Raw genomic sequence first — 25,923 nt, 5'->3', positions numbered from 1 at the left:
GCTACAGGCTCACGCCGAAGCTGGCGCGGTTGGGCATCGCCTTCGCCGGCGAGCCGACGTAGACCCGTCCCGGTTCGGTATCGCGGGTGACCAGCGCGCCCGCGCCGATGACGTTGTAGGGGGCGACCTTCACGCCGTCGTTGAAGGTCGCGTTGACGCCGATGAAGCTGCCTTCGCCGATGCGGCAGTAGCCGGAGATCACCGCGTGGGAGGACACGAACACGTGGTCCTCGATCACCGTGCGGTGGCCTACGTGGTTGCCGCTCCACAGCACGCAGTCGTCGCCCACGCGCACGAACGGCTGGATCACGTTGTTCTCGAAGATGAAGCAGTTCTCGCCGACCTCGGCGTTGCGCCAGACGAAGGCGTGCGAGCTGACGTAGGTCGCCAGCTTATAGCCGCGGTGTTTGGCTTCCAGGTAGAAACGCCGGCGCAACCGGTTGAGCTGGCTGGCCGGGATCGCCACGAACAGTTCCACCTCGCCGGGCGGGTAGTGCTGTTCCAGCGTTTCCCAGGGCAGTACCGGGCGGTCGGCCAGCTGCGGCTGCACGAGGTAATCGCGCTCCACGCTGAAGGCCAGCACGTCGTAGTCGCTGTCGTGCTGGAAGTATTCGCAGGCGATCTGCGCGAACTCGCCGGCGCCGACGAGGACTAGCGGTCGAGACATGCCACCAGCCCCGCCGGGTAGAGCTCGGCGTTGACCTCTTTGAGGAAGAGGTCGTAGTCGGTGATGTAGTCGTCCGGGTCGTAGGGCTGGTCGGCCAGCACCATCAGCACGCAGTCGTCGCTGAAGTCGTACAGCTCGCGCCAGACCATGCGCCCGAGCAGCAGCCCCTGCGAGGGATCGTCCAGCACCACTTCGGTCGGGCCGCTGCCGTCGTCGAGCATGAATTTCACCGAGCCGCGCACGGTGATCGCCAACTGGTTGAGGTGGCGGTGTGCGTGGCGCCCGCGATGCACGTTCTGGCGGGTGGCGAACAGGTAGTACACGCGGCGGATCGGGAACGGCACGTTCCGCTCCGGCTCCAGGGCAATGAGCATGCCCCGGTGGTCCCCGTGCGACTGCAACTGGATGCGCTTGATGTCCATGTCCTTCGGCCAACGGATGCGTCGTGGACGACTCACCTCGCTTAAGTGCCGGCCGGTTGGTGGAAGGTTGGGTCCGGGGAGGGAAGTGGGTGAGGGGCGGGGCTCGCGGGGAAGCTGGCTCGTGCGTCCCTGCATCGCGGGCAGCCCATGCTTCGTGGAAGGTTTGTCGCAAGAGCGGCCCTCACCCCAGCCCTCTCCCCGGAGGGGAGAGGGAGCAGGGCGGCCGCTCTTTCGTGGACTTCGCGCGCTGAGGTTCTGCCTGCCGCGATAAGCGAGCGCGACAACCTTTCGCGCGTGGCCGCGCACTCATTCGCCTGAAACCTCCCGCCTCGCGGTGTTGCCGCGACTGGCCTTTCACGACAAACCGCAACACGAAACAGGGCGCATGGCAGCGGCAGACGACAAGGCCGGCATCGACGGTGGTGGTATCGCGGGCCCGATCCAGACCGGGCCCGACACGACAGTTCCGACGCCGGCCCGGCCGCGCGCACTGGTGGGACTGCACTGGCTCACCGTGCTGTGCCTCGTGCTGGCGGCGGCCGTGATCCTGGCCCGCACCCAGGTCGACGCCCGTCCCTTGCGCAATGGACTGCTGGACGTCCATCGCCACCTTGGCCTCTGCGTGCTTGGCCTTTTCGCCGTGCGTATCGTGCTGCGCTTCTGGTTGGGACCGTTGCCGGAACTCGCCCGCTCCAGCGAATCCATGCGCGCCGCAGCCGGGCTCACCCACGCGTCGCTGTATGCCGCGGTGCTGGCCCTGCCCCTGCTCGGCTGGCTGCTCAGCGATGCGCAGGGCAAGCGGGTGCATTTCCTCGGGCTGCCCCTGCCGCGCCTGGTGGCACCCGATTTCGACCTGGCCGACCAGTTGCTGGCGTGGCACCAGGACGCGGCCTGGGTCCTGCTCGCGCTGGCGCTGCTGCACGTGTCGGCCGCGCTCTGGCACCACTTCGTGCTGCGCGATGCGGTGCTTCGCGGCATGTGGCCGAAACGCCGTTGATCGGCAGCACGACCTTCGCCTGTTCCGCAAACAAGGAGTATCCATGCCGTTCCATTCCGATCGACCGACACAGCGGCGCGCACCGGCTCTCGCGGGTTGGCTCGTGGTGCTGTTGCTGCTTTCGGCCAGCACGTCGGTGCAGGCGACCGCGGCGTTCGCGCGGCAGACCGGCTCGGCCTGCGCGGACTGCCATGCGGCCGCCTACGGCCCGGCACTCACGCCCTACGGCATGCGCTTCAAGATCAATGGCTTCACCGAGACTGACGGCGAGGGTACGAAGGTGCCGCTCGCCGGACAGCTGATCGCCCAGTACAGCGACCCCAGACGCGGCGACAGCTCGACCAACCTCACCGAGGCAGACCTTTACCTTGCCGGCCGGCTGACCGAGCACGTGGGCGGTTTCGTCAAGATCGAGGCCGACCACCAGAGTGATGGCGGCTACGACACCAGGCTGAGCAACGTCGACCTGCGTTACGTGGCGCACGACCTCGAACTGGACGGGCGCGACCTGGTGCTGGGCGTGAGCCTGAACAACAACCCGGGCTTCGACGACCCGGTCGGTGCGCTCCCGGCGCCGGCCTACCTGGGCCCGCCCGGCGTCACCGGGACGCTGCTCAATCCGTCCAGCCCGGGTTCGCTTGCCCATCGCGTGATCGGGGGAGGCGTCTACGGTTTCTACGACGCGCAGTGGTACGCCGAGATCGGCAGCTACCGCTCGCTGGCGGTCTCGCAGCAGGACGACCTGGGCTACTCGCGCTCGGGCGATCCGGGCCGGCTGAGCGGCACCGGTTACTTCCGCCTGGCGTGGATGAAGGATCTGAAGCGACAGTTCTTCTCTGCCGGCGTGGTGGCGTTGAACACCCAGCGACGCCGGCCGCGCAGCGCATTGGCGGACGACATCACCGATCTCGGCTACGACCTGACCTGGCAGTACCTGGGCAACCGCGAGCACATCGTCCAGCTGAACTACGCGAACATCCTGGAGCGGCGCCATTACGGCGGTGCGGTGGCGGTTCCCGGCGCGCCCTCGCATGCCACGGCGCACGACCAGGTGCTGACGGCCACGTACACCTTCCGGCAAAGCTATGGCATCAGCGCCACCCATCTGATGAGCACCGGCTCGCGCGATCCGGTGCGTTATGGACCGCCGGGCGACCCGGCCACGACCAGCAACCTGTTCAGCCTGTACTGGACGCCGTGGGGCAAGGACGACGCCTGGACCACCGCCGCCAACCTCAAGCTGGCGGTCAGCTGGTTCCGCTTCACCCGGTTCAATGGCCGCCGTTCCAACATTTTCGGCGCGCCGCCGGGTACGCCGGGCACGGACGCGTCGGACCTGGACGCGTTCTTCGTTTCCGCCAGCGTCATGTTCTAGCGCGGCATGCCACGGGCGAGCGCAAGCGAAACATCGGGAGTGCAACGTGACCAAGCTGTTCCAGCGGCGCCGCCTGCCGCTCATCGCCGTGGGTTGGCTGCTGCTGGGCCCGCTCGCGGGCCCGCGGCCGGTGCTCGCCGGCGACGCCGACGCGGGCAGGGACGTGTTCCGTTCCGAATGCAGCGAATGCCACAGCATCCGCGCGGGACGCAACAAGAAAGGGCCCAGCCTGGCCGGCATCGTCGGGCGCCATGCCGGCGCGCTGCCGGACTACCGCTATTCGGACGCGCTCGAACGCGCGGACTGGACATGGACGCCGGACAAGCTGCAGTGGTACCTCTCGCAGCCGGCGAAGCAGGCCAATCCGGGTACGAAAATGAAATACGATGGCCTGGATGACGCCGAGCAGCGCGACGATCTCATCCGCTTCCTGGGCACGGTGCACTGACCGGGGCCAGGGCCGGCTCGTTGCGTTTTCGCGGCCGGGCCGTGTGTTGCCGGTCGGTCTCGCTGCACTTGCGCTGGCGCTCCCTCGCGCTCCGCTGCATGCCCAGGCCGCCCCGTTCGGCGGCACGGTGGCGCTGACCTCGCAACTGGTCGATCGCGGCCTGCCGCTCACCTCCACCCGGCCGGTCCTGCAGGGCGAGCTGCGCTGGGATGCGCCGAGCGGCTGGTCCTTCGGCGTGGCGGCGGCCAGCGAGCTGCGTTCGACGCGGCTGGCCGAAAGCTTGCTGCACGTGGCGTATTCCTGGCCCTTGTCGACCAACTGGCAGATGCAGGCGAGTGCCCTCTACTACGACGCCCCCCGGCGCGAACGCGCGCGCGGCTATCGGCGGGCGGAGGCCGACCTGGCGTGGATCTACCGCGACATCCTCACCCTCAACCTGGCCGCGCGGCGCCCGGTCGGCAGCCCCGACGCACGCACCAACCCGGTGGCCGAGGCCAACCTGCGCTGGCCACTGACACGCCATGTCTCGCTGCTGGCGGGGGCCGGCGTGGCGCGGTTCCAGCGGGGCTACGGCTATTACCGCTACTACGGCGAAGGCTCGGCGTATTACCGTTACGGCCAGGCCGGACTGGCGTGGAGCGGGGACCGCTGGCGTGTCGAGCTCGACCGCATCGCCACCGACGATGCACCCCGCGCCCGGCGCGGCACCGGCGGCCTGTCGCCCTGGATGGCCACGGTGTCCTGGTCGTTCTGACATCCCTGGAGCAACCTTTTCCGCCCGCATGGGCACCTACCGGGCAAATGGCCGCCTTCGCACCGGAGCCTGAGCCGTCCCATGAACGACACCGACACCCACGACGACGACACCGACCGCATGCTGCTCCAGCGCATGGCCGCGGGCGATCGCGGCGCACTGGCGGTGCTCTATCGCAGTTACCACGGCCGGCTGTGCCGCTTCCTGTCGCGGCTGACCCGACGGCCGGACGTGATCGAGGAAGTCATCAACGACTGCTTCTGGATCGCCTGGCAGAAAGCCGCCGGCTTTCGCGGCGACTCGCGCGTGTCGACCTGGATCATGGGCATCGCCTACCGCTGCGGGCTGAAGGCCCTGCGCCAGCACGGCGATGAGCCGATCGAGGACGACCCGGTGCGCGACGAGCGCGCCTCCGCGCACGACCCCGGCGATGACCGCGAATTGCGCGACTGGCTCGCCAAGGGCCTGGAACGTCTGTCGGTCGACCAGCGCGTGGTGGTCGAGCTGGTCTACGGCGTGGGCCACAGCCTCGACGACGTGGCGGTCATCATGCAATGCCCGGTGGGGACGGTGAAGGCGCGTCTTTTCTATGCGCGGGTGAAACTGCGCAACGTGCTGCCGGCGCTGGCGGGCGAATCGATCACGCATCAAGAGAACATGCCATGACCTTTCCGAACAGGTGCGCCCGTGCCTGGGAGGCCATGCCCTGGGTTTTGCAGGGCAACGCGACACCGCAAGACAATGAGTGGCTGGCCGATCACCTCGCACACTGCGAGGCCTGCCGCACCGAATTCGAACAGCAGAGCCGGCTGCGGCTGGCGCTGACGCTGCCGGCCGAGGTCGGGCTCGACCCCAACGCGGGGCTCGATCGCCTGATGGCGCGGCTGGACCAGCCCGAACCGGCGGAGGTTTCGCGGCCCGCGCGCGCCAGCCCCTGGCTGAGCCGGGCGCTGGTCGCGGCGGTGCTGGTGCAGGCGGTCGGCATCGGCATCCTCGGCGCGAAGCTTTGGTCGGAAAACCCGGTGCCGGTCTACCGCACGCTGAGCCAGGACATCGCGCCGGTGGCGCGGGGTTCGATCCACGTGGTGCCCGATGCCGGCATGAAACTGGCCGACTGGGACGCGCTGCTGCGCGGCCTGGACCTGAAGGTGGTCGACGGGCCCAACGATGTCGGCGCCTACACGGTAGTGGCGGCCCGTGGCTCGGCGCAGGACACGCTCGAGCGCCTGCGCGCAGCACGCGGCATCCGCCTGGCCGAGCCCGCCGACGCCCGGCCATGACATTGCGCAACGCCGGTGTGTTCGTGCTGGCCGCACTCGCGCTCGGCCTGGCCGGCTGTGCGTCGACGAGGCGCGTGGCGCGCGCGCAGGGCGATGTCGCCACGACGACTGGCGTCGCCTCGATGGACAGCGGGCGCGACATCGTCCTGGCCGTGGCCAATCCGCTCGATCCGCCGCCGATGCATGCCGGTTCGAGCCTGCTCGGCTACGCGGCGCCGGCGCATTACGGCGCCGGGCGGCGCGCCTCGGCCATGCTGACCGACCTCCAGCAGCATTACGGCTGGACGGAAGTCGCCGGCTGGCCGATCAGGGCGCTCAAGCTCTACTGCATCGTGCTGCAGCCGCCGCCGGGCACCACCCGCGAGGCGATGCTGCAGGCGCTGGCGAAAGACGGGCGCGTGGCACTGGCCGAACCGCTGCACGAGTACGACACCTATGCGGACCAGTCCGCGCAGCCGCAGCGCTACAACGATCCCTATGCGGACCTGCAGCGCGGCTTCGTCGAGACGGACGCCGCGCTCGCGCACAGCGCGAGCCAGGGGCAGGACACGCGCGTCGCCGTGGTCGACACCGGCGTGGACGTTGCCCATCCGGACCTCGAGGGGCGCGTGGTCGCCACGCAGAACCTGGTCAACGACGACGCGCGGGCCTTTCGCGAGGACCGCCACGGCACCGAGGTGGCCGGGATCATCGCGGCGACCGCCAACAATCGGCAGGGCATCGTTGGCATCGCGCCCGATGCGGCGATCAGCGTGTACAAGGCCTGCTGGTACGCCGGCGCGGACGCCCGCGGCGCGCGCTGCAACTCCTTCACTTTGGCCAAGGCGCTGGCGGCGATCATCGACACCGATACCCGCGTCATCAACCTGAGCCTGGGCGGCCCGGCCGATCCGTTGCTGGGGCAATTGCTCGGGCAATTGCTGGAAGAAGGACGCATCGTGGTGGCGGCACTGCCGCCGAGCGGCAACCTGGGCGGCTTTCCCGACGGCACACCCGGCGTGCTGGTGGTGCGCGTCACCGCCGACACGCCCGCGCCGGCCGGCGTGCTCGGTGCGCCAGGACACGACATCCTCAGCACCGAACCGGGCGGGGGCTACGACTTCAGCTCAGGCTCCTCGATGGCCGCCGCGCACGTGAGCGGCATCGTCGCGTTGCTGCTTTCCCTCGATCCACGGCTGAGCGCGCAGGCGGTGCACCGGATCCTGCTCGACAGCAGCAAGCACACGCCCGGAGGACTGCAGGTGGACGCCGCGGCAGCCGTCGCGCGGCTGCGGCGTTGAGCCCAACAAAGCGCGCGCGCCGTGCGCCTGCGCCTGCGCTTCACCGCGAGGGTGGGCACGCACAGGTGCGCTCCTGCAAGGACACTTGCGGCTACAACGGCGTGAGGTTGGCGTAGGCGGCGACCAGCCACTTGCTGCCGCTGCCGGCGAAGTTGACCTGCAGCCGCGTGTGCGCACCGCTGCCTTCGGCGCTGACCACCACGCCCTCGCCGAAGCTCGGGTGGCTGACGCGCTGGCCGAGCTTGACCGGCAGGTCTTCCTGCAGCGAGGCGGGCTCGGTGTAGCGGCCGGCGTACATCGGCCGGCTGACCTGCACGCGCGGGCGCACTTCATCGACCAGATCCGGCGGCATCTCGGCCAGGAAGCGCGAGGGACGGGCGAGCATCTCGGTGCCGTGCATGCGGCGCGATTCGGCGTGGGTGACCACCAGCCGTTCGCGTGCGCGGGTGATGCCGACGTAGGCGAGGCGGCGTTCCTCCTCCAGCCGGCTCTCGTCCTCGGTCGAACGCTGGCTGGGAAACAGGCCTTCCTCCATGCCGACCAGGAACACCAGCGGGAACTCCAGGCCCTTGGCCGAATGCAGCGTCATCAACTGCACGCAGTCGTCCCAGGCTTCGCCCTGGCCTTCGCCGGCCTCGAGCGCGGCGTGGGAGAGGAAGGCGGACAGTTCGGTGAGGCCTGCCTCGACGTCTTCGGGAGTCATGGCGAAGCGGCTGGCGACGTTGACCAGCTCGTCCAGGTTTTCAACGCGCGCTTCGCCGTTGCCGCGGCTGTCCTTTTCGTAGTGATCGCGCAGGCCGGTGTGGGTGATGGCATGGTCCATCTGCTCGGCGAGGGTGAGGCCGCTTTGATCTGCCTCCCCTCCGGGGAGAGGGTTGGGTGAGGGGCCGTTCGGAGCGGCGACTTCCGGCAAGCCCGACCCCTCACCCCAGCCCTCTCCCCGGAGGGGAGAGGGAGCGAAGGCCTTGGCCATCTGGTCGATCAGCGCCAGGAAGGCTTTCACCGCGTTCTTCGCGCGGCCAGCCAGCTCGCGCCCGTCGGTCAACTCGCCCAGCGCCGCTTCCCACATCGAGCTGCCCTCGGCCCGCGCGCGGCGGCGCAGCACGTCCAGCGTGCGGTCGCCGATGCCGCGCGGCGGAGTGTTCACTGCGCGCTCGAAGGCAGCGTCGTCGTGCCGGTTGGCGGTCAGGCGCAGGTAGGCGAGAGCGTCCTTGATCTCGGCGCGCTCAAAGAAGCGCAGGCCGCCGTAGACGCGGTAGGGAATGCTGCGCTGGCTGAGCTGTTCCTCGAAGTTGCGCGACTGCGCGTTGGAGCGGTACAGGATCGCGCAGTCCTTCGCGCTGCCGTGCTCGTTGACGTATTCGCGGATGCGCTCGATCACGAAGCGCGCCTCGTCCTGTTCGTTGTAGGCGGCATAGAGCGCAATGCGCTCGCCGTCCTCCCCCGCGGTCCACAACTGCTTGCCCAGCCGGCCGCCGTTGCGCGCGATCACGCTGTTGGCAGCCTTCAGGATCGTGGCGGTCGAGCGGTAGTTCTGCTCCAGCTTGATCGTGCGCGCGCCGGGGAAGTCACGCAGGAACTGCTGCATGTTCTCCACCTTCGCGCCGCGCCAGCCATAGATCGACTGGTCGTCGTCGCCGACGGCGAACACCTTGCCGACGTTGCCGGCCAGCACGCGGATCCATGCGTACTGCAGCGCGTTGGTGTCCTGGAACTCGTCAATCAGCAGGTGGCGCCAGCGCTGCTGGTAATGCTCCAGCACGGCGGGGTTCTTCAGCCACAGCTCGTGCGCGCGCAGCAGCAGTTCGGCAAAGTCGACCAGGCCGGCGCGTCGGCAGGCATCTTCATAAGCCTGGTAGATCGGCACCAGCGTGCGGGTGACCGGGTGGTTGCCGTGTTCGATGGTGTCCGGGCGCTTGCCCTCGTCTTTCCAGCCGTTGATCTGCCAGGTCGCTTGGCGCGGCGGGAACTTTGCCTCGTCCAGTCCAAGGCCCGCGACGACGCGTTTGACCAGCCGCTGCTGGTCATCGGCATCGAGGATCTGGAAACCTTCCGGCAGACCGGCCTCGCGCCAATGCCGGCGCAACAGGCGGTGGGCGATGCCATGGAAGGTGCCGACGGTGAGGCCGGTGGTGCCGCCGGGGATCAGCGAATCCAGCCGCGCGCGCATCTCGCCGGCGGCCTTGTTGGTGAACGTGACCGCCAGGATGGCCCACGGCGGCACGCGCTCGACCTGGGTCAGCCAGCCGATGCGGTGGGTCAGCACGCGGGTCTTGCCGGAGCCGGCGCCGGCCAGCACCAGGTAGTGGCCGGGCGGGGCGCAGACGGCTTCGCGCTGCGCGTCGTTCAACGAGTCGATCAGGTACGAAACATCCATCGACCCATTGTACCGGCGCCGGTCAAGTGCGCCGCGCGAACGCGGCGCGGCAGGGGATCATCCCTTCTTGACGAAACCGCCGATGGTTAGCAAACCGCCGACCACGATGCCCGCGATGCCCACCCACTGCGGCACCGCCTTCTCGTGCGTGGCCGAGATCTTGGCCGGCCCCAGCTGGGCCACGGTATCGGTCTGCGAATAGCTGCCGTTGCCAAGGGTCACCCAGATGCCCGCGACCAACAGGATGATGCCGACGATGATGAGTCCTGCACGCATGAGCCGCCTCCTCGTTTGAGTTCGGCCGATCTTAGCGGGCTCGGCCGTGAACGGGCGAAAAAAAGCCCCGAAGGCTAGGGGGAACCTTCGGGGCCGGGGTTGGATGCGAAGCCCAGGGGAGAGGTTCGCATCCGGATGACCCGCTCAGGGAGGTGGACGGGTCGGTGGATGCCGTTGCGTGCATCCGGAACATTGGATGCGTCCGGGGTAGGAAAGTTTCAAGGAGCCCGCCGGCGAGGACCGGAACAGGTCAGGGTTCGTTCATTCGCAAGATCCTGCTCCGCTGCCGTTGGGGAGGAGCAGATTCGGCCAGACGCATTTTTAACTGTCACGCGAGCCCCGGTCCTCAGCCAACCCTCTCCCCGGACGCAGAGGACTCGAAAGCAGGTTGCTAGTGCGCCTGCTCCCAGTTCGACCCGACGCCAACGTCCACGACCAGCGGCACGGCCAGCTCGGCGGCGCCGGACATCCGCTCGATCACCGCCTGGCGCATCGTGTCGACGGCATCTTCCTGCACCTCGAAGACCAGTTCGTCGTGCACCTGCATGAGCATGTGCGCGTCGGTGCGATCGCGGAGATAGGAACCCATGGCGATCATCGCGCGCTTGATGATGTCTGCCGCGCTGCCCTGCATCGGCGCGTTCACCGCCGCCCGCTCGGCGCCGGAACGCAGCGCCTGGTTGCGGGCCTTGAGGTTCTCCAAGTAGAGCCGCCGCCCGAAGATGGTTTCCACGTAGCCGTCCCGATGGGCCTGCTCGCGGGTGGCGTCCATGAAGGCGCGCACGCCGGCGAAGCGCGAGAAGTAGCGCGCCATGTAGTCGCTCGCCTCGCCGCGGTCGATGCCCAGCTGCCGCGCCAGGCCGAATGCGCTCATGCCGTACATCAGGCCGAAGTTGATCGCCTTGGCGGCGCGGCGCTGGTTGAGCGTGATGTCCTCGGGCGCCACGCCGAACACTTCGGCGGCGGTAGCGCGGTGCACGTCGCCGCCGCTCTTGAAGGCGCGCAGCAACGCTTCGTCGCCAGACAGGTGCGCCATGATGCGCAGCTCGATCTGCGAGTAGTCGGCCGCCATCACCAGCCAGCCCGGCGGCGCGATGAAGGCCGCGCGGATGCGCCGGCCCTCGTCGGTGCGCACCGGGATGTTCTGCAGGTTCGGATCGGAGGAGGAAATGCGCCCGGTCGCCACCGCGGCCTGGTGGTAACAGGTGTGCACGCGGCCGGTGCGCGGGTTGACCATCTGCGCCAGCTTGTCGGTATAGGTGGAACGCAGCTTGGCCAGGCCGCGGTAGTCCAGGATCAGTCGCGGCAGCGCGTGGTCGTCGGCGATCGCCTCCAGCGCCTCCTCGTTGGTCGAGGGCTGGCGCTTGGGCGTCTTGAGCTTCGCGCGCAAGCCCAGCTGGTCGAACAGGATCGCCTGCAGCTGCTTCGGCGAGTCCAGGCTGAACGCGCAGCCGGCCTCGGCGTAGGCCTGCTGCTGCAGCTCGTGCATGCGCTTGCCCAGCTCCTGGCTCTGCTTGCGCAGTTCGTCGATGTCGATCAGCACGCCCTTGCGTTCCATCCCGGCGAGGATGGGTGCGAGCGGCACCTCGATCTCCTCGTAGACACGCTTGAGCGCCGGCACGGAGTCGAGCATCGGCTGCAGCGCCTCGTGCAGCCGCAGGGTGATGTCGGCGTCCTCGGCGGCGTAGCGGCAGGCGGTGTCCAGGTCGACCTGCGAGAACGGGATCTGCTTGGCGCCCTTGCCGGCGACGTCTTCGTACCGGATGGTCTGGTAGTTGAGGTAGCGGCTGGCCAGCGAATCCATGTCGTGGCGCGTGGCGGTGGCGTTCCAGATATAGGAGGCCAGCATCGAATCGTGCTGCAGGCCCTGCACGCTGATGCCGTAGTGCGACAGCACGTTGATGTCGTACTTCGCGTGCTGGCCCAGCTTCGGCCGCGAGGGATCCTCGAACAGCGGCTTGACCGCATGCAGCACCTGTTCGCGATCCAGTTGCCATGGCGCGCCGGGGTAATCGTGCGCGACCGGGATGTAGCAGGCCTTGCCGGACTCCACCGCGAAGGACAGGCCGATCAGCTCGGCGCGCATGGCGTCGATGTCGCTGGTTTCGGTGTCGAAGGCGATCAGCGGCGCGTCGCGCAGCTGCTGCAGCCAGTGCTCGAAGCGCTCCGGCGAGGTGACCAGCTCGTAGTCGCCGGGCTTCGCGGCAGCAGGCGGCGGCGTGGCTGGTGCGGAAGCGGCCGCCGCGGCCGGCGCGGGACCCGGTTCGCCGAGCGTTTCGGCGTCCAGTTCCCTGAGCGCCGCCTTGAATTCGTAGCGGGTGAAGAGCTCGCGCAACGTGGAGGTTTCGCGCTCTCGCAAGGTGAGATCGGTCGGGCCGTGCTCGAGTTCAAGGTCGGTGCGGATGGTGACCAGCTCGCGCGAAAGCGGCAGCTTGGGCAGCGCTTCGCGCAGGTATTCACCGATCTTGCCCCCGATTTTGTCGGCGTTGGCGATCACGCCGTCCAGCGTGCCGTACTCGGCCAGCCACTTGGCTGCGGTCTTGGGGCCGCACTTGGTCACGCCAGGTACGTTGTCGATGCTGTCGCCGGTGAGCGAGAGGAAGTCGACGATGCGTTCCGGCGGCACGCCGAACTTGTCGGTGACGCCGGTGATGTCCAGCGTGGTGCTGGTCATCGTGTTGATCAGCTTGACGTGCGGGCCGACCAGCTGGGCCAGGTCCTTGTCGCCGGTGGAGATCGTCACGTCGATGCCCTGCGCCGCGGCCGCCAGCGCCAGCGTGCCGATCACGTCGTCGGCCTCCACGCCGGGCACGCACAGGATCGGGAAACCGAGCGCGCCGACGATCGCCATCATCGGCTCGACCTGCGCGCGCAGGTCGTCGGGCATCGCCGCGCGGTTGGCCTTGTACTCGGCGTAGATCTCGTCGCGGAACGTGCGCCCGGGCGCGTCGCAGACGAAGGCCAGGTACTCCGGCTGCGCTTTCAGCGTCGCGCGCAGCATGTTGACCACGCCGAACAGCGCTCCGGTCGGTTCGCCGCGCGCGTTGGTCAGCGGCGGCAGCGCATGGAAGGCGCGGTAGAGGTAGGAGGAGCCGTCGATCAGGATGAGCTGTGCCATCGGACCATTCTCGCACGCGTGCCATGAGGTCGCGGTTCACCGGGCCGCGCCAGGGCCGCTGCTATGCTCGCGGCACACATCCCCGGACCCGAAGCCATGAAGCTCTCCGCCGCGCTCGTTTTCGTCCCCGCGCTCCTGGCCGCGCCTGCTTTTGCCCAGTCCACCCCGCCGCCGGTGAACGTGCCGCCGCCGCCGGGGATGAACGATCCGGGCGTCAAGGCGACCGCGCCGGCGCCGGCCCAGAAGCCGGCTGCGACGCCGGCGCCGGCCAATACCTCGCTGCTGCCGCGCAAACCCGCGCCGATCCGCTCGGGCGAGCCGATGCCCGAGGTCAGCGTGCATCAGCAGGGTGAGAACGTGGTGCAGGAATACCGCCGCAGCGGCCAGCTCTACATGGTGGTGGTCACGCCGCCGAACGGCATCGCGCAGACCTACATGGTCGACCCGAGCGGCCGGCTGGTCGACGAGCACGGCCAGAAGCCGACGCGCCCGGTGATGTACAAGATCCTGGAGTGGGGCAAGTCCAAGCCCGCGCCGGCGTCCTCCACGGGTGACTGATCCGGCCATGGACCCGCGCCAGAGCTGGCTGCTGTTCGCGCTGGGCTCGGCGTTCTTCGCGGCGCTCACCGCGCTGTTCGGCAAGCTTGGCGTGGCCGGGATCAACTCCAACCTGGCCACCTTCATCCGCACGCTGGTGATCCTCGCCGTCACCGCCGGCATCCTTAGCCTGCGCGGCGAGTGGGCTCGCCCGGCGGGACTGCCGTGGCACAGCTGGATGTTCCTGGTCCTCTCCGGCGTGGCCACCGGTCTGTCGTGGCTTTGCTACTACCGCGCACTGCAGCTCGGACCGGTGAGCAAGGTCGCGCCGATCGACAAGCTCAGCGTGGCGATGGTGATCGTGCTCGGGCTGGTGTTCCTGGGCGAGAAGCCGAGCGCGCCGATGCTGGTCGGCGGGGGGCTGATCGTCGCCGGTGCCGTTGTCATCGCGTTGTTCTGAACATCGCGATGGCCGCTCCTGCAAGGGGATTCTCGGGCTAACCGTCCAGCTCGGGGTAATGGCGGAAGATGCCCTGGTCGTTGAACGGCAGGCGTCGCGGCGAAGCGAGGTAGGCGGCGATGCGCGGGCGTTGCGCAATCTCTTCGGCCAGCGCGCACAGTCGCGGCAGATCCTTGCGCAGGCCGCGCATGGTGTTGGGGAATGCGTAGTCCAGGCCGGCCATCAGCTGGAACAGCGACAGGTCGACGTAGGAGTGCTCGCCCAGCGCGTGGCGGCCATCCGAGCGCGCCAGCACCTGCTCGAAATAGCCCAGGTACTTCGGCAGCCGGTGCTTGCGCAGGTCGGCGGCGCGGCGTTTCGCTTCCTGCCGCTGGTCCTCGTAGTAGAGGCTGGCGGCGATGGGATGGTGGCTGTCGTGGATCTCCGCCACCAGGTCGGCGATGGTCAGCTGCAGCTGGTTGGCGTGGATGCGCCGCGCCTCGCCCTCGGGCACCAGCCGCAGGTGCTGGCCCAGGTAGGCCAGGATGGCGGCGGTCTGCGCGATCAGCAGGTGACCGGCGCGGAGGAAGGGTGGGGCGAAGGGCAGTGCGTCCTCGGTGCTCTCGCCGCTGAGGAAGGGATCCATCACCGCATCGCCGCGATGGCGGGCGACGTCGATGTAGTCCGCGCCGGCATCTTCCAGTGCGAGGCGGACGAACTCGCCGCGCCCCTGGATGCCGGTCCAGTAGTAAAGCTCGTAGGTCATCGCTTGGCCTCCGCGTATAGGCCAAGCCTCGCAATCGATACCACAAGGCGCCGTGAGGGCGCACAATCGGCACCCGTATGGACCAGGCCCGGTTCGAAGCGTCGCTCGCCGGCGGCATGCCGCCCGCCGGCCTGTCCGACCATCTGCAGCCGCTGTGGTGGCTGGGCCACGGCGAGCCCGAGCGTGCGCACCATCTGGTGCAGCTGCTGGATGACTCCGGCGCCGCCGCGATCCACGCGCACGTGCACCGGCTCGAAGGCGATCTGGACAATGCCCGCTACTGGTATGGGCGGGCCGGGCTGCCGTTCTGCAACGATGCTCCGGAGCAGGAGTGGCGGCGGTTGGTGCAGCGCTTCGTGTAGTTTCCTCTTCGTCCGTGAGAAGGCGACGCGCAGCGACGGATGAGGGTTCGATCTCGCCGCGGAACGCGTTCGCCCGGACCCTCGCCACGAACCCCTGTCCCGGCGGGAGAGGGGTTCCAAAACTCAATGGCGGAAGTGCCGCACGCCGGTGAACACCATCGCCATGTCGTGCTCGTCCGCCGCGGCGATGACCTCGGCATCGCGCATCGAGCCGCCGGGCTGGATGACCGCCGCGATGCCCGCCTCGGCCGCCGCATCGATGCCGTCGCGGAACGGGAAGAAGGCGTCCGAGGCCATCACCGATCCGCGCACTTCGAGCTTCTCGTCGGCCGCCTTGATGCCGGCGATCTTCGCGCTGTACACACGGCTCATCTGGCCGGCGCCGATGCCGATGGTCTGCCGGTTCTTCGCGTAGACGATCGCGTTGGACTTGACGAACTTGGCCACCTTCCAGGCGAAGATCAGGTCGTCGATCTGCTCGGGCGTGGGCGCACGCTTCGTGACGACCTTGAGGTCGGCCGCGCCGATCATCCCGGTGTCGGCGGTCTGGATCAGCAGGCCCGAGCCCACGCGCTTGACGTTCATGCCCGGGTGCGGAGCGCGCAGGTCGCCGTCGGCCGGCGCCGGGATTTCCAGCACACGCACGTTGCCCTTTTTCGCGAACGCCTTCAGTGCCTCGTCGGCATAACCCGGCGCCAGCACCACCTCGACGAACTGGCGCTCGACGATGGCGCGCGCGGTGGCACCGTCGACCTCGCGGTTGAACGCGATGATGCCGCCGAAAGCCGAGGTCGGATCGGTCTGGAACGCAAGGTCGTAAGCCGTGCCGATGCCGTCCAGGCTCACCGCCACGCCGCACGGGTTGGCGTGCTTGACGATCACGCAGGCCGGCTTGACGAAGCTGCGCACGCATTCCCACGCCGCGTCGGCGTCGGCGATGTTGTTGAACGACAGTTCCTTGCCCTGCAACTGGCGGAAGGTCGCGAGCGTACCCGGCGCCGGATACAGGTCGCGATAGAACGCGGCGCTCTGGTGCGGATTCTCGCCATAGCGCAGGTCCATGAGCTTGACGAAGCGGCCGTTGGCCTGGCCCCCGAAGGCTTCGTGGCCGGCGATCGCGTCGTGCGCTTCGTTGAGCTTGAGGGACGAGAGATAGTCGCTGATCGCGCCGTCATAGTCGGACACGCGGTTGAACGCGGCCACCGCCAGCTTGAAGCGGCTGGCGCGTGAAAGGCCGCCGTCGCGCTCGATCTCGGCGAGCGCCTCCTCGTATTGTTCCGGCGCGGTCAGAACGGCAACGTCTGCCCAGTTCTTCGCCGCCGAACGCAGCATCGCCGGGCCGCCGATGTCGATGTTCTCGATCGCCTGCTCCAGCGTGCAGCCGGGCTTGGCGACGGTCTGCTCGAACGGATAGAGGTTGAGCACCAGCAGATCGATCGGCGCGATGCCGAGTTCGGCCATCACCGCGTCGTCGGTTCCGCGCCGGCCGAGCAGGCCGCCATGCACCTTCGGATGCAGCGTCTTGACGCGGCCGTCCATGATCTCGGGGAAGCTGGTCAGCTCGCTGACGTCGGTCACCGCGATACCGGCTTCGCGCAGCGCCTTGGCGCTGCCGCCGGTGGAAAGCAGTTGCACGCCCTTGGCGGCAAGGCGCCGGCCGAGTTCGATCAGCCCGGTCTTGTCGGAGACGCTGAGCAGGGCGCGGCGGATCGGGGTGACGGCGGGCATGGCGGCTTCCAGGGTGGGGGAAGCCGTCGATTATAACGCGGGCGGGAGGGCATGTCGTTTTGGACGGCCAAACGTCCAAACGCACGCGAACGGGTTTGCATGGAAACCCGATTGCGGGCGATACCTTTTCGCGATTCCCCTAACGGCGACGCCCACATGCGGGCTCCCACGGGGGAACAAGGGATTACAGCAGGCCGTGCGCGGAGAGCTTCTTGCGCAGCGTGGCGCGGTTGATGCCCAGCACGGCCGCGGCGCGGCTCTGGTTGCCGTCATGGAACGCCAGCACTTCGCGCAGCAGCGGTCCTTCGACTTCACGGATCACCAGTGCGTGCAGGCCTTCGTCGCATTCGGTGTCGCCAATGTCGGCCAGGTAGCGGCGCACGGTACGGCTGACGCACTCGCCCAGCGCGCTCTGCGACGACTGGGGCTCCCGGATGGCCTCGTTGACAGGCAATCGGACGGCGTTCACAGGCAGTACCTCACGAGCGACGCGGCGGCTGCGTGGCCGCTGCAAGGGTGGTGGTGGATCTCGCCGGCATGGCGCGCTTGGCATGCGATGACCGCATGCGCGAGGGGGCGAGTGTACCGGCGACGGCCGATAATTTTAAGTGCTGGCGCCCGCGACTTTTCGTTTCATTCGAAACCGAATTCGAATGCGACCGCGCGATTGCCGGGGTCGGCGACTTCGATCAACAGCGCTGCACTGGCGCCAGGCGCCAGGCCGGCGCGCAGCACCGCGTCATCGTCCAGGTATTCGGACGGGTGCAGGCGGCGCATCGCCACGCGGTGTCCATCGGCGTCGGAGAGCGTCAGCGAAACCACCGGGTAGGGCTGCGCGAACGGTGCGTCGTTGCGGACGTTGGCGCTGATCATCAACGCGCCGGGCACGCTGGGATGCGCCTGCACGTCGCGTGCGACCAGGTGCAGGCGATGCACGTCGCGAACCAGCGGCAGCTGGCAGCCCAGCGAGGTACAGGCCTGGCGCAACCACGCACCGATGGACGGGTTTGCGATCAGCACGTCGCGCTTGGCCCAGGCCACCTGCGCCGCCAGCAACAGCGCCAGCAGCATGCAGGTGAGCAGCCATGGCCAGCGTCGCGGGCGCTGGCGCGGGGCGCGCCGTTCGTTGACGAAGCGCGGGGTGAACGCGGGCGCCGCCGGCGCCGGTTCGACGGCGGCGACGGGCACGTCTTCGCGCGGACGGTAGATCGCCACGTCGAGCTTGGGTGCTTCTTCGGAGCGGGTGGTGCCCGGGAGCTGCCGGAAGGGTTCGGGCGGCAACTGGTCGGCGAGCGTGTCCAGCGCGTCGAACAGGGTTTCGCAATTGCCGCATATCACCGCCCCGCGCGCATGCGCCAGCACGCTCGCGTCGAGCGAGAAGACCGTGCGGCAGTCGGGGCACTGGGTGTACATGCCGGCAAGAGTAAAGGGAAAGCCGGCGTTTGTCGGAGCGCAAGCGCACGTTGCACGATGCGATAAGGAGCAATGGCCCGGCTGACGCGTTGTTCCCTGCCTAACCTCCCCCTCGCCGCGGGGAAAGGATCAGGTGTGGCGACGGTGGCCGCTGATGCGGATCCAGTCCTCGCGCGCGTCCACGCGCAGGTCGTCGAACCATTCGGCGTAGCGCGCCAGCAGCTCGTCCTGCTGACCGGCCAGGATGCCGGAGATGGCAAAGGGCGCGCCGCTCTTGCAGGCGGCGGCGAACGTCGGGGCGAGCTCGGCGAGCGGGCCGGCCAGGATGTTGGCGACGAAGACGTCGGCCGGCGCCTTCGGTTCCTCGCCGGGCAGGAAGACGGCGAGCCGATCGGCCACGCCATTGCGTTCGGCGTTGTCGTTGGAAGCGGTCAGCGCCTGCGGATCATTGTCGACACCGGTCGCGCCGGCGGCGCCGAGTTTGAGCGCGGCAATGGCGAGAATGCCCGAGCCGCAGCCGTAGTCGGTGGCCTGCTTGCCGGCCAGGTCGAGGTGGTCGAGCCATTCCAGGCACAGCGCGGTGGTCGGGTGGGTGCCGCTGCCGAAGGCCAAGCCGGGGTCCAGGCGCACGACCACGATCTCCGGGTCGGCGGGCGGCTCGATGTTCCACGGGTAGATCCACAGCCGTCGGCCGAACGGCATCGGCTTGAACTGGTCCATCCAGGCGCGTTCCCAGTCCTGGTCGCCGACGTCGCGAAAGGCGAGCTGGTCCGGTTCGAGCCAGGGCAACAGTTCGCCCAGCGCCTCGACCAGCCCGCGGCGGTCGGTGCCGGCCTCGAACAGCGCGTCCAGCGTGAGCGTGGGCCACAACGGAAGCTCGCCCACGCCCGGCTCGAAGATCGCCTGTTCGTCGGGCGTCTCGGCGTCGGCATCGCGCAGGGTGATCGACAGGGCGCCGAGGTCTTCCAGGGCTTCCTCCACGCGCGGTTGCTGTTCGGCGCGGAGGGTGAGGGCGAGTTCGAGGAAGGGCATGGGGAGTTCTTGCAGGGGTGTGTCAAAACGAGCGCGGCGCCATTCCGATGCCGCCGGAATGACGCCGCCTGTTCGCCGCGTACTGCTGGCGAGGTTGGCTTACTCGCCGCTGGCCTTCTGTTCCTTCTGCTCGGCCATGCGCTTTTCCAGGTAATGGATGTTCTGGCCGCCGTGCTGGAAGCCGGCGTCGGCCATGATGCGCTGCTGCAGCGGGACGTTGCACTTGACGCCCTCGATCACGGTCTCGGCCAGGGCCAGGCGCATGCGGCAGATCGCGGTCTCGCGGTCGGGGCCGTAGACGATCAGCTTGCCGATCATCGAATCGTAGTTGGGCGGGATGCGGTAGCCGTCGTACAGGTGCGTATCCACGCGCACGCCCGGGCCGCCGGGTGCCTCGAAGCGCTTGACCGTGCCGGGGCTGGGCATGAAGGTGTCCGGGTCCTCGGCGTTGATGCGGCACTCGATGGCATGGCCGCGGATCTGCACGTCTTCCTGCCTGATCGAGAGCTTCTCGCCGCCGGCGATCAGCAACTGCTCGCGCACCAGGTCGATGCCGGTGATCAGCTCGGTCACCGGGTGCTCCACCTGGATGCGGGTGTTCATCTCGATGAAATAGAACCGGCCGTTCTCGTAGAGGAACTCGAAGGTGCCGGCGCCGCGGTAGCCGATGCGGATGCAGGCGTCCACGCAGACCTTGCCGATCTGCGCGCGCACTTCCGGCGTGATGCCCGGCGCCGGCGCTTCCTCGACCACCTTCTGGTGACGACGCTGCATCGAGCAGTCGCGCTCGCCCAGGTGGATCGCGTTGCCCTGGCCGTCGGCGAGTACCTGGATCTCCACGTGGCGCGGGTTCTCCAGGAACTTCTCCATGTACACCTGATCGTTGCCGAAGGCCGCCTTGGCCTCGGACTTGGTCATGGTGATGGCGTTGGCCAGGTGCGCCTCGGTGCGCACCACGCGCATGCCGCGGCCGCCGCCGCCGCCGGCGGCCTTGATGATCACCGGGTAGCCGATCTCGCGGGCGATCTTGAGGTTGGTCTCGATGTCGTCGCCCAGCGGGCCGCCGGAGCCCGGCACGCAAGGCACGCCAGCGGCCTTCATCGCGCGGATCGCCTCGACCTTGTCCCCCATCAGGCGGATAACGTCGGCGGTCGGGCCGATGAAGATGAAGCCGGACTGCTCCACCTGCTCGGCGAAATCGGCGCGCTCGGAGAGGAAGCCGTAGCCGGGATGGATCGCTTGGGCGTCGGTGATCTCGGCTGCCGCGATGATGCGCGGGATGTTGAGGTAGCTGTCGACCGAGGGCGCCGGGCCGATGCAGATCGCCTCGTCGGCCAGGCCCACGTGCTTGAGATTGCGATCGGCGGTGGAATGCACCGCAACCGTCTTGATGCCGAGGCTGTGGCACGCGCGCAACACGCGCAGCGCGATCTCGCCGCGGTTGGCAATAACGACTTTTTCTAGCATCGGATGAGTCCCGCCGGATCAGGCAATCACGAACATCGGCTGGTCGAATTCGACCGGCTGACCGTTCTCGATGAGGATCGCCTGCACGGTGCCGGAGACGTCGGCCTCGATCTGGTTGAACATCTTCATCGCTTCGATGATGCCCAGCGTCTCGCCGGCCTTGACCTGCTGGCCGACCTTGACGAAAGCGGCGGCGCCCGGCGTGGCCGAGGCATAGAAGGTGCCGACCATCGGCGCCTTCACGACATGACCGTCGGGCAGGGCGTTGGCGGCGGGCGCGGCGTCGGCGGCAACGGGTACGGCGACCGGCGCGGGAGCGGCGACCGGTGCCGCCTGCAACGCCACCGGGGCGGCGACCGCCATGCCGCCGGTCGGCACGCGCGAGAGGCGGACCACTTCCTCGCCTTCCTTGATTTCCAGTTCCGCGAGGTTGGATTCCTCGAGCAGGTCGATCAGCTTCTTGATCTTGCGCAGATCCATGGGAGTGCCTTCTTGTTCGGGGCCGCGCGGGCGGCCGGTCGGGTCTTTGAAAGGGAAAATCAGGCCGGCGCGAGCCGCTGCAGGGCGGCCTCGAGCGCCAGCGCATAGCTGTTCGCGCCGAAGCCGCAGATCACGCCCACCGCCAGGTCGGACAGGTAGGAGTGACGGCGAAACGGTTCGCGCGCGTGCACGTTGGACAGGTGCACCTCGATGAACGGGATCGCCACCGCCGCCAGGGCGTCCCGCAGGGCAATGCTGGTGTGGGTGAACGCGGCCGGGTTGATCAGGATCCAGTCGATGCCCTCGCCACGCGCCTGCTGGACGCGTTCGACCAGGGCGTGCTCGGCGTTGGACTGGAAGCTCGACAGCTGGTGCCCGGCCGCCTGCGCCTGCGCCACGAGCCGCGCGTCGATGTCCACGAGCGTGTCACGCCCGTAGACCTCCGGCTCGCGCGAGCCCAGCAGGTTGAGGTTGGGCCCATGCAGGACCAGCAGTTTCGCCACGCGACACCTTGGCAGCCAGCCGGAGCGGTCCGGCGAGGGAGCGAAGTGTGCGCGCCCCGACTTATGTTGTCCAGTTCGGCGCAGATCGGCGATGTTTGACGGAGAACTGGCGCACGAACCGTGCGTAGGCGTATGTACGCCAGCCGTTGCAGGAGCGCGCATCCATGCGCGACCGCGGGTTACCGATGCGTCGAGCGCCCGGGCGCGCACGGCGTGCGGTCCTACGGGTCTTGCTTGCCCAACCAGCGCTCAAGCGTCGCCGTATCCAGCACGCCGGCATGGCTGGCCAGCACCGTGCCGTCGGCATCGAGCAGCACGCTGTAAGGCAGCACGCTGGCGTGATCGCCCAGCTGGCGCGCGGTGTCGGGGTCCTCCAGTCGGCCGATCAGGATCGGGTAGTTGACCGGGTACGCCTTCAGGTAGGCGCTCACGTTCTCCGGCGTATCCATGGCGATGCCCACCACGGCCGGATGATCGCCGCCAAAGCGCGCCTGCGCCGCGGCCAGCGCCGGCATCTCTTTCAGGCACGGGCCGCACCAGCTGGCCCAGAAATTGACCAGCACGCGGCGACCGGCGAAGTCGGCGAGGGTGTGCGTGCGCCCGTCCAGGTCGGGCAGGTGCACGACCGGCGCCGGCTGACCGACCAAGTCCGACCCGCGCCGTTCGCGCGAAGCGTGCTGCAGCCAGCCGCCGGCTGCGGCGGCGAGCACCGCCAGGGCGAGGATCAGCCAGCTCGCGCGGGTCATCGGGGAGCCTGCTCATGATCTCCAAGTGCCCCGCGCCGGGAACTGTTTGCGCGCAGGCCAAGGAAGAACGAAGGAGTGGACGTCCGTCCACGACTGAGTGATGACGCCGGCCTGTGGGCAAACAGTTCCGGCCCGGATGGGTTGCCATCGAATGGCCGCCATGCGGCAGCGCGTGGCTTGGCCTGCCAGCCAGGCAGGCCGGCGCCACGCACTACCACCTGACGACCACTCGATGACAACGCGGGGTACTTGGAGGTCATGAGCAGGCTCCTAGCGCGCCGCCTCGGTCAGGGCTTGTTCGACCAGCCCGGAAGTGAGCACCGTCGGCAGCTTGCGTCCCTCGCCGCCACCGCGCGGGAACACCACGTACAGGGGCACGCCCGGCGAGTGGTAGTGCTCCAGGAAAGCGGCAATGGTGGGGTTGACGTCGGTCCAGTCGCCCTTCATGTAGACCGCGCCGGTCCGCTCCAGCAGCGCGCGGAAGGCGGAGGTGTCCAGCACCGTGTGCTCGTTGGCCTTGCAGGTGACGCACCAGTCGGCGGTCATGTCGACGAACACCGGGGTGCCGGCGGCACGCAGTTCGGCCAGCTTCTCCGGGCTGTAGGCGACCGTGCCGGTGTCGGCCTGTGCCGCGCGCACCGGCGGCGGCAGCTGTGCCAGTACGTACAGCGGCGCCGCGGTGGCCAGCAGCGCCAGCAGCACCGGCGCGCGCACCAGGCCGGCGCGGCCGCGGCTGCGCTCGAACCACCACAGGGTCAGCGCCAGGAACACCGCCGCGACCAGCAGCAGGCCTACCGCGTCGGCGCCGCGCTGGTTGGCGAGCACCCACGCCAGCCAGGCGGCGGTGAGATACATCGGGAAGGCCAGCAGCTGCTTGAGCGTTTCCATCCAGCGGCCCGGCCGTGGCAGCCGCCGCGCGAGTGCCGGCACGAAACCGACCGCCAGGAACGGCAGCGCCAGGCCGAGACCGAGCGCCACGAACACCAGCAGTGCGTATGCGGCCGGCGCGGCGAAGGCAAACGCCAGCGCGCTGCCCATGAACGGCGCCGTGCAGGGGCTGGCCACCACCACGGCCAGCACGCCCGTGAAGAAGTCGCCTGCCATGCCGCTGCGCGAGGCGAGCCCGGCGCCGGTATTGCCCAGCGACGCGCCGAATTGCACCAGCCCGGACATCGACAGGCCCACCACCAGCATCACCAACGCCAGCATGCCGACCAGCAGCGGCTGCTGAAGCTGCGTGCCCCAGCCCAGCGCATGGCCTGCCGAGCGCAGGGCGAGGATGCCCAGGCCCAGTGCCACGAAGCTCAGCAGCACGCCGGCGGTGTAGGCGATCGCGTGGGCCCGCGCGCGGGCCGGGCTCTCGCCGCTCTCCAGCAGGCCGACCGCCTTGATCGACAGCACCGGCAGCACGCAAGGCATCAGGTTGAGCACCAGGCCGCCGCCAAGTGCAAGCAGCAGCGCAAGCCACAGGCTGGTTTGCAGTGGGCCTTGCCCGGCGGTAGCCGGCGGAGCCTCGGGTGCGATGACCGTGGGCATGCCGGTCGCGGGTCGCGCGCCGCCGAGGTCGACGTCCAGCGCGCGCGTCATCATCGGATAGCACAGCCCGCCGTCCTGGCAGCCCTGGAAGCTGGCTTCCAGCGCCAGCCGCGTGCGGCCGCCGACGTCACCTGCGACGGTGACCGGCAGCTCCAGCTCGTTGAAGTAGACGGTGACGCTGCCGAAGTGCGGATCATCCTTACGGGTGCCGGCCGGCCACTGCGGGGTGAGCGTCAGGCCCTGGCCGTCACGCAGCTGCAGCCGGGTCTGGTCGCGGTAGAGGTAGTAGCCGGGTGGCATGGTCCAGCGCAGCAGCAGGTGGTGCGGATCCTGTGCCAGTGCCTCAAGCCTGAAGGCCTGCTCGGCCGGCAACGGGGCATCGCTGCCCGCGGAGCCATGGGTTGCGCCCAGGCTTTGCAGCGCGGCGCCGAGCGATCCGCCGCCGCTGGCGGCGGTGGCCATCGGCAGCGGCAGGTCCAGTTGCTCGGTATGCGGGGGGTAGCAGATCTTCGGATCGACCTCGTGGCAACCCTGGAACTGCACACCCAGCCGCAGCCGCGTGCTGCCTGGCGCGAGCGTGTACGGCACGCTGGCATCGATCGCGTGGTGATAGATCTCCACGTCGCCCAGGTATTCGTCGTGGTGCCTTTCGCCGTCCGGGAACGTCGGTGCGCCCAGGGTCATCCCATCGGCGGGCTTGAACTTCATGCGGCCGCGGTAGAGGTAATAGTCCGGCGCGATGTCCCAGTGCAGCTTGAGCACCCCCGGGGTGGAGGCGTCGGTGGAGAGCCGGTAGGCCTGGGTGACGGGCAGCAGGCCGTCCTCTTCCTGTGCGAACGACGGACGCGCCAGCGCGGCCAGGCAGAACAGCACCAGCAACAGCGGCAAGCGGGCGGCCAGGCGGCCGGTCATCGGGCGCATCGCGTCTCCAGCGGCACGGGGAAGGAGATCCATTATGGACCCATCGCGCCCCGGGCCTGCCGGCGTTGCGGCCTTATGTCTCCTCGACCGCCAGCGGCGAAAGCGGGCGGCGCGGACGCACCAGTCCGGTGGTGAGCGCGGTGCCCAGCAGGATCACCGCACAGCCGCCGAGCATGCGGGCAGTCACCGGTTCGTCCAGCAGCAGCGCGCCCCACAACACGCCGAAGGCGGGAATCAGGTAGGGGATCACCATGATCCGCACGGCGCCGACCCGGGCCAGCACCCAGAAGAACAGCACGTAGGCCAGCGCGGTGCACAGCACGGCCAGTCCCGCGGCCGCCAGCCACGCCTGCATCGGCGGCGCCTTGTCCGGCCAGGCCAGCACCGTCGTCGGCAGCAGCGCGAGCGCGGCGACCATGTGGCTGCCGACCGTCACCACCAGCGGTGTGACGCCGGCCAGGCGCAGGTGCGTGTAGTGCACCGCGTAGCCGTACAGCACGGTGGCCGCGACGCAGGCAAGCAGCGCGAGCCCCGCGCCCGGCGCCAACGCCAGGCTGCCCTGGGCCAGCCAGAGGATGCCGGCAAAACCGGCCACGAGCCCGGCCCCGCGCCAGGCATCCAGCCGCTGGCCCAGCCACAGCCAGCCGATCAATGCGGCGAACATCGGCGTCATGCCGTCGATGATCGAAGCCAATCCGGCCGGCAGGCTGCGCGTGGCGAAGGTGAACAGCAGGAAGGGCAGCGCCGAGTTGGTCAGGCCAACCACGGCGATCGGCCACCAATGGGCGCGCCATTCGGCCAGCCGCCGACGCGAGGCCAGCAGCGGCAGGAAGCACAGCGCTGCGCCGATGGCGCGCAGGCCCGCCAGCGGCAGCGCGCCGAAGGCGCCCGCTCCCATGCGCATGAACAGGAACGAGCCGCCCCACAGGGCGCCCAGCGACAGCAGGACGGCGAGATCGGTCTTTTTCATCTCGGGGAGCAGGGAGCGGGGAACGGGGG

General features: G+C 69.0%; 26 protein-coding genes. 10 read left to right on the top strand and 16 right to left on the bottom strand.

What is annotated here, in order from left to right; genetic code table 11:
- Position 1 precedes the first annotated feature (1 nt).
- Together ACFWZ4_RS10810 and ACFWZ4_RS10805 are read right to left on the bottom strand one after the other, a co-directional pair.
- On the bottom strand, positions 2–667 hold the full coding sequence (locus tag ACFWZ4_RS10810; protein ID WP_439704688.1) for an acetyltransferase: 666 nt from the start codon (positions 665–667) through the stop codon (positions 2–4).
- Positions 652–1,089 carry a sugar 3,4-ketoisomerase gene (locus tag ACFWZ4_RS10805; RefSeq protein ID WP_439704687.1) on the bottom strand — a complete coding sequence of 146 codons (438 nt, stop codon included), beginning with the start codon at positions 1,087–1,089 and terminating at the stop codon, positions 652–654. Before ACFWZ4_RS10805 ends, ACFWZ4_RS10810 begins: the two co-directional genes overlap by 16 nt.
- Positions 1,090–1,474: 385 nt before the next feature.
- Here ACFWZ4_RS10805 and ACFWZ4_RS10800 point away from each other — a divergent pair, with 385 nt between their 5' ends.
- The 7 genes from ACFWZ4_RS10800 to ACFWZ4_RS10770 all read left to right on the top strand — a co-directional run bounded on the left by ACFWZ4_RS10800 (position 1,475) and on the right by ACFWZ4_RS10770 (position 7,223).
- On the top strand, positions 1,475–2,086 hold the full coding sequence (locus ACFWZ4_RS10800; protein ID WP_439704686.1) for a cytochrome b: 612 nt from the start codon (positions 1,475–1,477) through the stop codon (positions 2,084–2,086).
- Between the two features lie 43 nt (positions 2,087–2,129).
- Positions 2,130–3,461: a cytochrome C gene (locus ACFWZ4_RS10795; RefSeq protein WP_439704685.1), complete on the top strand. Its 1,332-nt coding sequence runs from the start codon at positions 2,130–2,132 to the stop codon at positions 3,459–3,461.
- 55 nt (positions 3,462–3,516) lie between these two features.
- Positions 3,517–3,909, top strand: a complete 393-nt coding sequence (locus ACFWZ4_RS10790; RefSeq protein WP_439704934.1) for a c-type cytochrome — start codon at positions 3,517–3,519, stop codon at positions 3,907–3,909.
- A 46-nt stretch (positions 3,910–3,955) separates the two neighbouring features.
- A complete protein-coding gene (locus tag ACFWZ4_RS10785) occupies positions 3,956–4,663 on the top strand; it encodes a hypothetical protein (protein WP_439704684.1) in 708 nt (235 codons plus the stop codon).
- Between the two features lie 81 nt (positions 4,664–4,744).
- Positions 4,745–5,329: a sigma-70 family RNA polymerase sigma factor gene (locus ACFWZ4_RS10780; RefSeq protein ID WP_439704683.1), complete on the top strand. Its 585-nt coding sequence runs from the start codon at positions 4,745–4,747 to the stop codon at positions 5,327–5,329.
- Positions 5,326–5,943, top strand: coding sequence for an anti-sigma factor family protein (locus tag ACFWZ4_RS10775; RefSeq protein ID WP_439704682.1), 618 nt, complete (start codon positions 5,326–5,328; stop codon positions 5,941–5,943). Before ACFWZ4_RS10780 ends, ACFWZ4_RS10775 begins: the two co-directional genes overlap by 4 nt.
- On the top strand, positions 5,940–7,223 hold the full coding sequence (locus ACFWZ4_RS10770) for a S8 family serine peptidase (RefSeq protein ID WP_439704681.1): 1,284 nt from the start codon (positions 5,940–5,942) through the stop codon (positions 7,221–7,223). The genes ACFWZ4_RS10775 and ACFWZ4_RS10770 overlap by 4 nt, the downstream gene beginning before the upstream one ends.
- A 91-nt stretch (positions 7,224–7,314) precedes the next feature.
- Here the strand turns inward: ACFWZ4_RS10770 and ACFWZ4_RS10765 are convergent, their stop codons facing one another.
- From ACFWZ4_RS10765 to polA, 3 genes are all read right to left on the bottom strand, one after another.
- Entirely contained in the window at positions 7,315–9,600 is a 2,286-nt protein-coding gene (locus ACFWZ4_RS10765; protein WP_439704680.1) for an ATP-dependent DNA helicase, read from the bottom strand.
- A 57-nt stretch (positions 9,601–9,657) separates the two neighbouring features.
- Positions 9,658–9,876, bottom strand: a complete 219-nt coding sequence (locus ACFWZ4_RS10760; protein ID WP_439704679.1) for a hypothetical protein — start codon at positions 9,874–9,876, stop codon at positions 9,658–9,660.
- 391 nt (positions 9,877–10,267) lie between these two features.
- Positions 10,268–12,994, bottom strand: a complete 2,727-nt coding sequence (gene polA / locus ACFWZ4_RS10755; RefSeq protein ID WP_439704678.1) for a DNA polymerase I — start codon at positions 12,992–12,994, stop codon at positions 10,268–10,270.
- A 96-nt stretch (positions 12,995–13,090) separates the two neighbouring features.
- Between polA and ACFWZ4_RS10750 the strand changes: the two genes are divergently transcribed.
- Both ACFWZ4_RS10750 and ACFWZ4_RS10745 read left to right on the top strand, forming a co-directional pair.
- Positions 13,091–13,552: a DUF2782 domain-containing protein gene (locus tag ACFWZ4_RS10750; RefSeq protein ID WP_439704677.1), complete on the top strand. Its 462-nt coding sequence runs from the start codon at positions 13,091–13,093 to the stop codon at positions 13,550–13,552.
- Positions 13,553–13,559: 7 nt separating this feature from the next.
- Positions 13,560–13,991, top strand: a complete 432-nt coding sequence (locus ACFWZ4_RS10745; RefSeq protein WP_439704676.1) for an EamA family transporter — start codon at positions 13,560–13,562, stop codon at positions 13,989–13,991.
- Positions 13,992–14,028: 37 nt separating this feature from the next.
- Here the strand turns inward: ACFWZ4_RS10745 and ACFWZ4_RS10740 are convergent, their stop codons facing one another.
- A complete protein-coding gene (locus tag ACFWZ4_RS10740) occupies positions 14,029–14,736 on the bottom strand; it encodes a glutathione S-transferase (RefSeq protein ID WP_439704675.1) in 708 nt (235 codons plus the stop codon).
- A 77-nt stretch (positions 14,737–14,813) separates the two neighbouring features.
- Here ACFWZ4_RS10740 and ACFWZ4_RS10735 point away from each other — a divergent pair, with 77 nt between their 5' ends.
- Entirely contained in the window at positions 14,814–15,098 is a 285-nt protein-coding gene (locus ACFWZ4_RS10735) for a hypothetical protein (protein WP_439704674.1), read from the top strand.
- Between the two features lie 123 nt (positions 15,099–15,221).
- Here the strand turns inward: ACFWZ4_RS10735 and purH are convergent, their stop codons facing one another.
- From purH to ACFWZ4_RS10685, 10 genes are all read right to left on the bottom strand, one after another.
- Positions 15,222–16,826: a bifunctional phosphoribosylaminoimidazolecarboxamide formyltransferase/IMP cyclohydrolase gene (gene purH / locus ACFWZ4_RS10730; RefSeq protein ID WP_439704673.1), complete on the bottom strand. Its 1,605-nt coding sequence runs from the start codon at positions 16,824–16,826 to the stop codon at positions 15,222–15,224.
- 184 nt (positions 16,827–17,010) lie between these two features.
- The gene (locus tag ACFWZ4_RS10725; RefSeq protein ID WP_439704933.1) at positions 17,011–17,301 is read right to left on the bottom strand and encodes a helix-turn-helix domain-containing protein; all 291 of its coding nucleotides are present in this window, start codon (positions 17,299–17,301) and stop codon (positions 17,011–17,013) included.
- A 158-nt stretch (positions 17,302–17,459) separates the two neighbouring features.
- On the bottom strand, positions 17,460–18,239 hold the full coding sequence (locus ACFWZ4_RS10720; protein WP_439704672.1) for a zinc-ribbon and DUF3426 domain-containing protein: 780 nt from the start codon (positions 18,237–18,239) through the stop codon (positions 17,460–17,462).
- 129 nt (positions 18,240–18,368) lie between these two features.
- On the bottom strand, positions 18,369–19,271 hold the full coding sequence (prmA, locus tag ACFWZ4_RS10715) for a 50S ribosomal protein L11 methyltransferase (RefSeq protein ID WP_439704671.1): 903 nt from the start codon (positions 19,269–19,271) through the stop codon (positions 18,369–18,371).
- A 99-nt stretch (positions 19,272–19,370) separates the two neighbouring features.
- Positions 19,371–20,738, bottom strand: a complete 1,368-nt coding sequence (gene accC / locus ACFWZ4_RS10710) for an acetyl-CoA carboxylase biotin carboxylase subunit (protein ID WP_439704670.1) — start codon at positions 20,736–20,738, stop codon at positions 19,371–19,373.
- Between the two features lie 18 nt (positions 20,739–20,756).
- Positions 20,757–21,218 (bottom strand): acetyl-CoA carboxylase biotin carboxyl carrier protein, encoded by a 462-nt coding sequence (accB, locus tag ACFWZ4_RS10705; RefSeq protein WP_439704669.1) that lies wholly within the window; start codon positions 21,216–21,218, stop codon positions 20,757–20,759.
- 59 nt (positions 21,219–21,277) lie between these two features.
- Positions 21,278–21,721: a type II 3-dehydroquinate dehydratase gene (gene aroQ, locus ACFWZ4_RS10700; protein WP_439704668.1), complete on the bottom strand. Its 444-nt coding sequence runs from the start codon at positions 21,719–21,721 to the stop codon at positions 21,278–21,280.
- Between the two features lie 221 nt (positions 21,722–21,942).
- Positions 21,943–22,467, bottom strand: coding sequence for a TlpA family protein disulfide reductase (locus tag ACFWZ4_RS10695; protein WP_439704667.1), 525 nt, complete (start codon positions 22,465–22,467; stop codon positions 21,943–21,945).
- Positions 22,468–22,737: 270 nt separating this feature from the next.
- Positions 22,738–24,924 carry a protein-disulfide reductase DsbD family protein gene (locus ACFWZ4_RS10690; RefSeq protein ID WP_439704666.1) on the bottom strand — a complete coding sequence of 729 codons (2,187 nt, stop codon included), beginning with the start codon at positions 24,922–24,924 and terminating at the stop codon, positions 22,738–22,740.
- A 73-nt stretch (positions 24,925–24,997) separates the two neighbouring features.
- Positions 24,998–25,894, bottom strand: coding sequence for a DMT family transporter (locus ACFWZ4_RS10685; RefSeq protein ID WP_439704665.1), 897 nt, complete (start codon positions 25,892–25,894; stop codon positions 24,998–25,000).
- Positions 25,895–25,923 lie beyond the last annotated feature (29 nt).

The sequence above is a fragment of the Frateuria sp. GZRe12 genome (genome assembly GCF_051900535.1).
GTDB lineage: Bacteria > Pseudomonadota > Gammaproteobacteria > Xanthomonadales > Rhodanobacteraceae > Frateuria_A.
The sequence above is the reverse complement of the archived record's forward strand: the minus strand, read 5'-3'. Positions and strand labels throughout refer to the sequence as shown.

What these genes read in the sequence shown, in the direction of transcription:
- ACFWZ4_RS10685 (WP_439704665.1), bottom strand. Translation starts at nt 25,894, where the DNA reads ATGAAAAAGACCGATCTCGCCGTCCTGCTGTCGCTGGGCGCCCTGTGG.
- ACFWZ4_RS10795 (WP_439704685.1), top strand. Translation starts at nt 2,130, where the DNA reads ATGCCGTTCCATTCCGATCGACCGACACAGCGGCGCGCACCGGCTCTC.
- accC (WP_439704670.1), bottom strand. Translation starts at nt 20,738, where the DNA reads ATGCTAGAAAAAGTCGTTATTGCCAACCGCGGCGAGATCGCGCTGCGC.
- prmA (WP_439704671.1), bottom strand. Translation starts at nt 19,271, where the DNA reads ATGCCCTTCCTCGAACTCGCCCTCACCCTCCGCGCCGAACAGCAACCG.
- ACFWZ4_RS10695 (WP_439704667.1), bottom strand. Translation starts at nt 22,467, where the DNA reads ATGACCCGCGCGAGCTGGCTGATCCTCGCCCTGGCGGTGCTCGCCGCC.
- ACFWZ4_RS10720 (WP_439704672.1), bottom strand. Translation starts at nt 18,239, where the DNA reads ATGTACACCCAGTGCCCCGACTGCCGCACGGTCTTCTCGCTCGACGCG.
- ACFWZ4_RS10690 (WP_439704666.1), bottom strand. Translation starts at nt 24,924, where the DNA reads ATGCGCCCGATGACCGGCCGCCTGGCCGCCCGCTTGCCGCTGTTGCTG.
- ACFWZ4_RS10735 (WP_439704674.1), top strand. Translation starts at nt 14,814, where the DNA reads ATGGACCAGGCCCGGTTCGAAGCGTCGCTCGCCGGCGGCATGCCGCCC.
- ACFWZ4_RS10765 (WP_439704680.1), bottom strand. Translation starts at nt 9,600, where the DNA reads ATGGATGTTTCGTACCTGATCGACTCGTTGAACGACGCGCAGCGCGAA.
- ACFWZ4_RS10760 (WP_439704679.1), bottom strand. Translation starts at nt 9,876, where the DNA reads ATGCGTGCAGGACTCATCATCGTCGGCATCATCCTGTTGGTCGCGGGC.
- accB (WP_439704669.1), bottom strand. Translation starts at nt 21,218, where the DNA reads ATGGATCTGCGCAAGATCAAGAAGCTGATCGACCTGCTCGAGGAATCC.
- purH (WP_439704673.1), bottom strand. Translation starts at nt 16,826, where the DNA reads ATGCCCGCCGTCACCCCGATCCGCCGCGCCCTGCTCAGCGTCTCCGAC.
- ACFWZ4_RS10775 (WP_439704682.1), top strand. Translation starts at nt 5,326, where the DNA reads ATGACCTTTCCGAACAGGTGCGCCCGTGCCTGGGAGGCCATGCCCTGG.
- ACFWZ4_RS10740 (WP_439704675.1), bottom strand. Translation starts at nt 14,736, where the DNA reads ATGACCTACGAGCTTTACTACTGGACCGGCATCCAGGGGCGCGGCGAG.
- ACFWZ4_RS10745 (WP_439704676.1), top strand. Translation starts at nt 13,560, where the DNA reads ATGGACCCGCGCCAGAGCTGGCTGCTGTTCGCGCTGGGCTCGGCGTTC.
- polA (WP_439704678.1), bottom strand. Translation starts at nt 12,994, where the DNA reads ATGGCACAGCTCATCCTGATCGACGGCTCCTCCTACCTCTACCGCGCC.
- ACFWZ4_RS10800 (WP_439704686.1), top strand. Translation starts at nt 1,475, where the DNA reads ATGGCAGCGGCAGACGACAAGGCCGGCATCGACGGTGGTGGTATCGCG.
- ACFWZ4_RS10750 (WP_439704677.1), top strand. Translation starts at nt 13,091, where the DNA reads ATGAAGCTCTCCGCCGCGCTCGTTTTCGTCCCCGCGCTCCTGGCCGCG.
- ACFWZ4_RS10780 (WP_439704683.1), top strand. Translation starts at nt 4,745, where the DNA reads ATGAACGACACCGACACCCACGACGACGACACCGACCGCATGCTGCTC.
- ACFWZ4_RS10810 (WP_439704688.1), bottom strand. Translation starts at nt 667, where the DNA reads ATGTCTCGACCGCTAGTCCTCGTCGGCGCCGGCGAGTTCGCGCAGATC.
- ACFWZ4_RS10805 (WP_439704687.1), bottom strand. Translation starts at nt 1,089, where the DNA reads ATGGACATCAAGCGCATCCAGTTGCAGTCGCACGGGGACCACCGGGGC.
- ACFWZ4_RS10770 (WP_439704681.1), top strand. Translation starts at nt 5,940, where the DNA reads ATGACATTGCGCAACGCCGGTGTGTTCGTGCTGGCCGCACTCGCGCTC.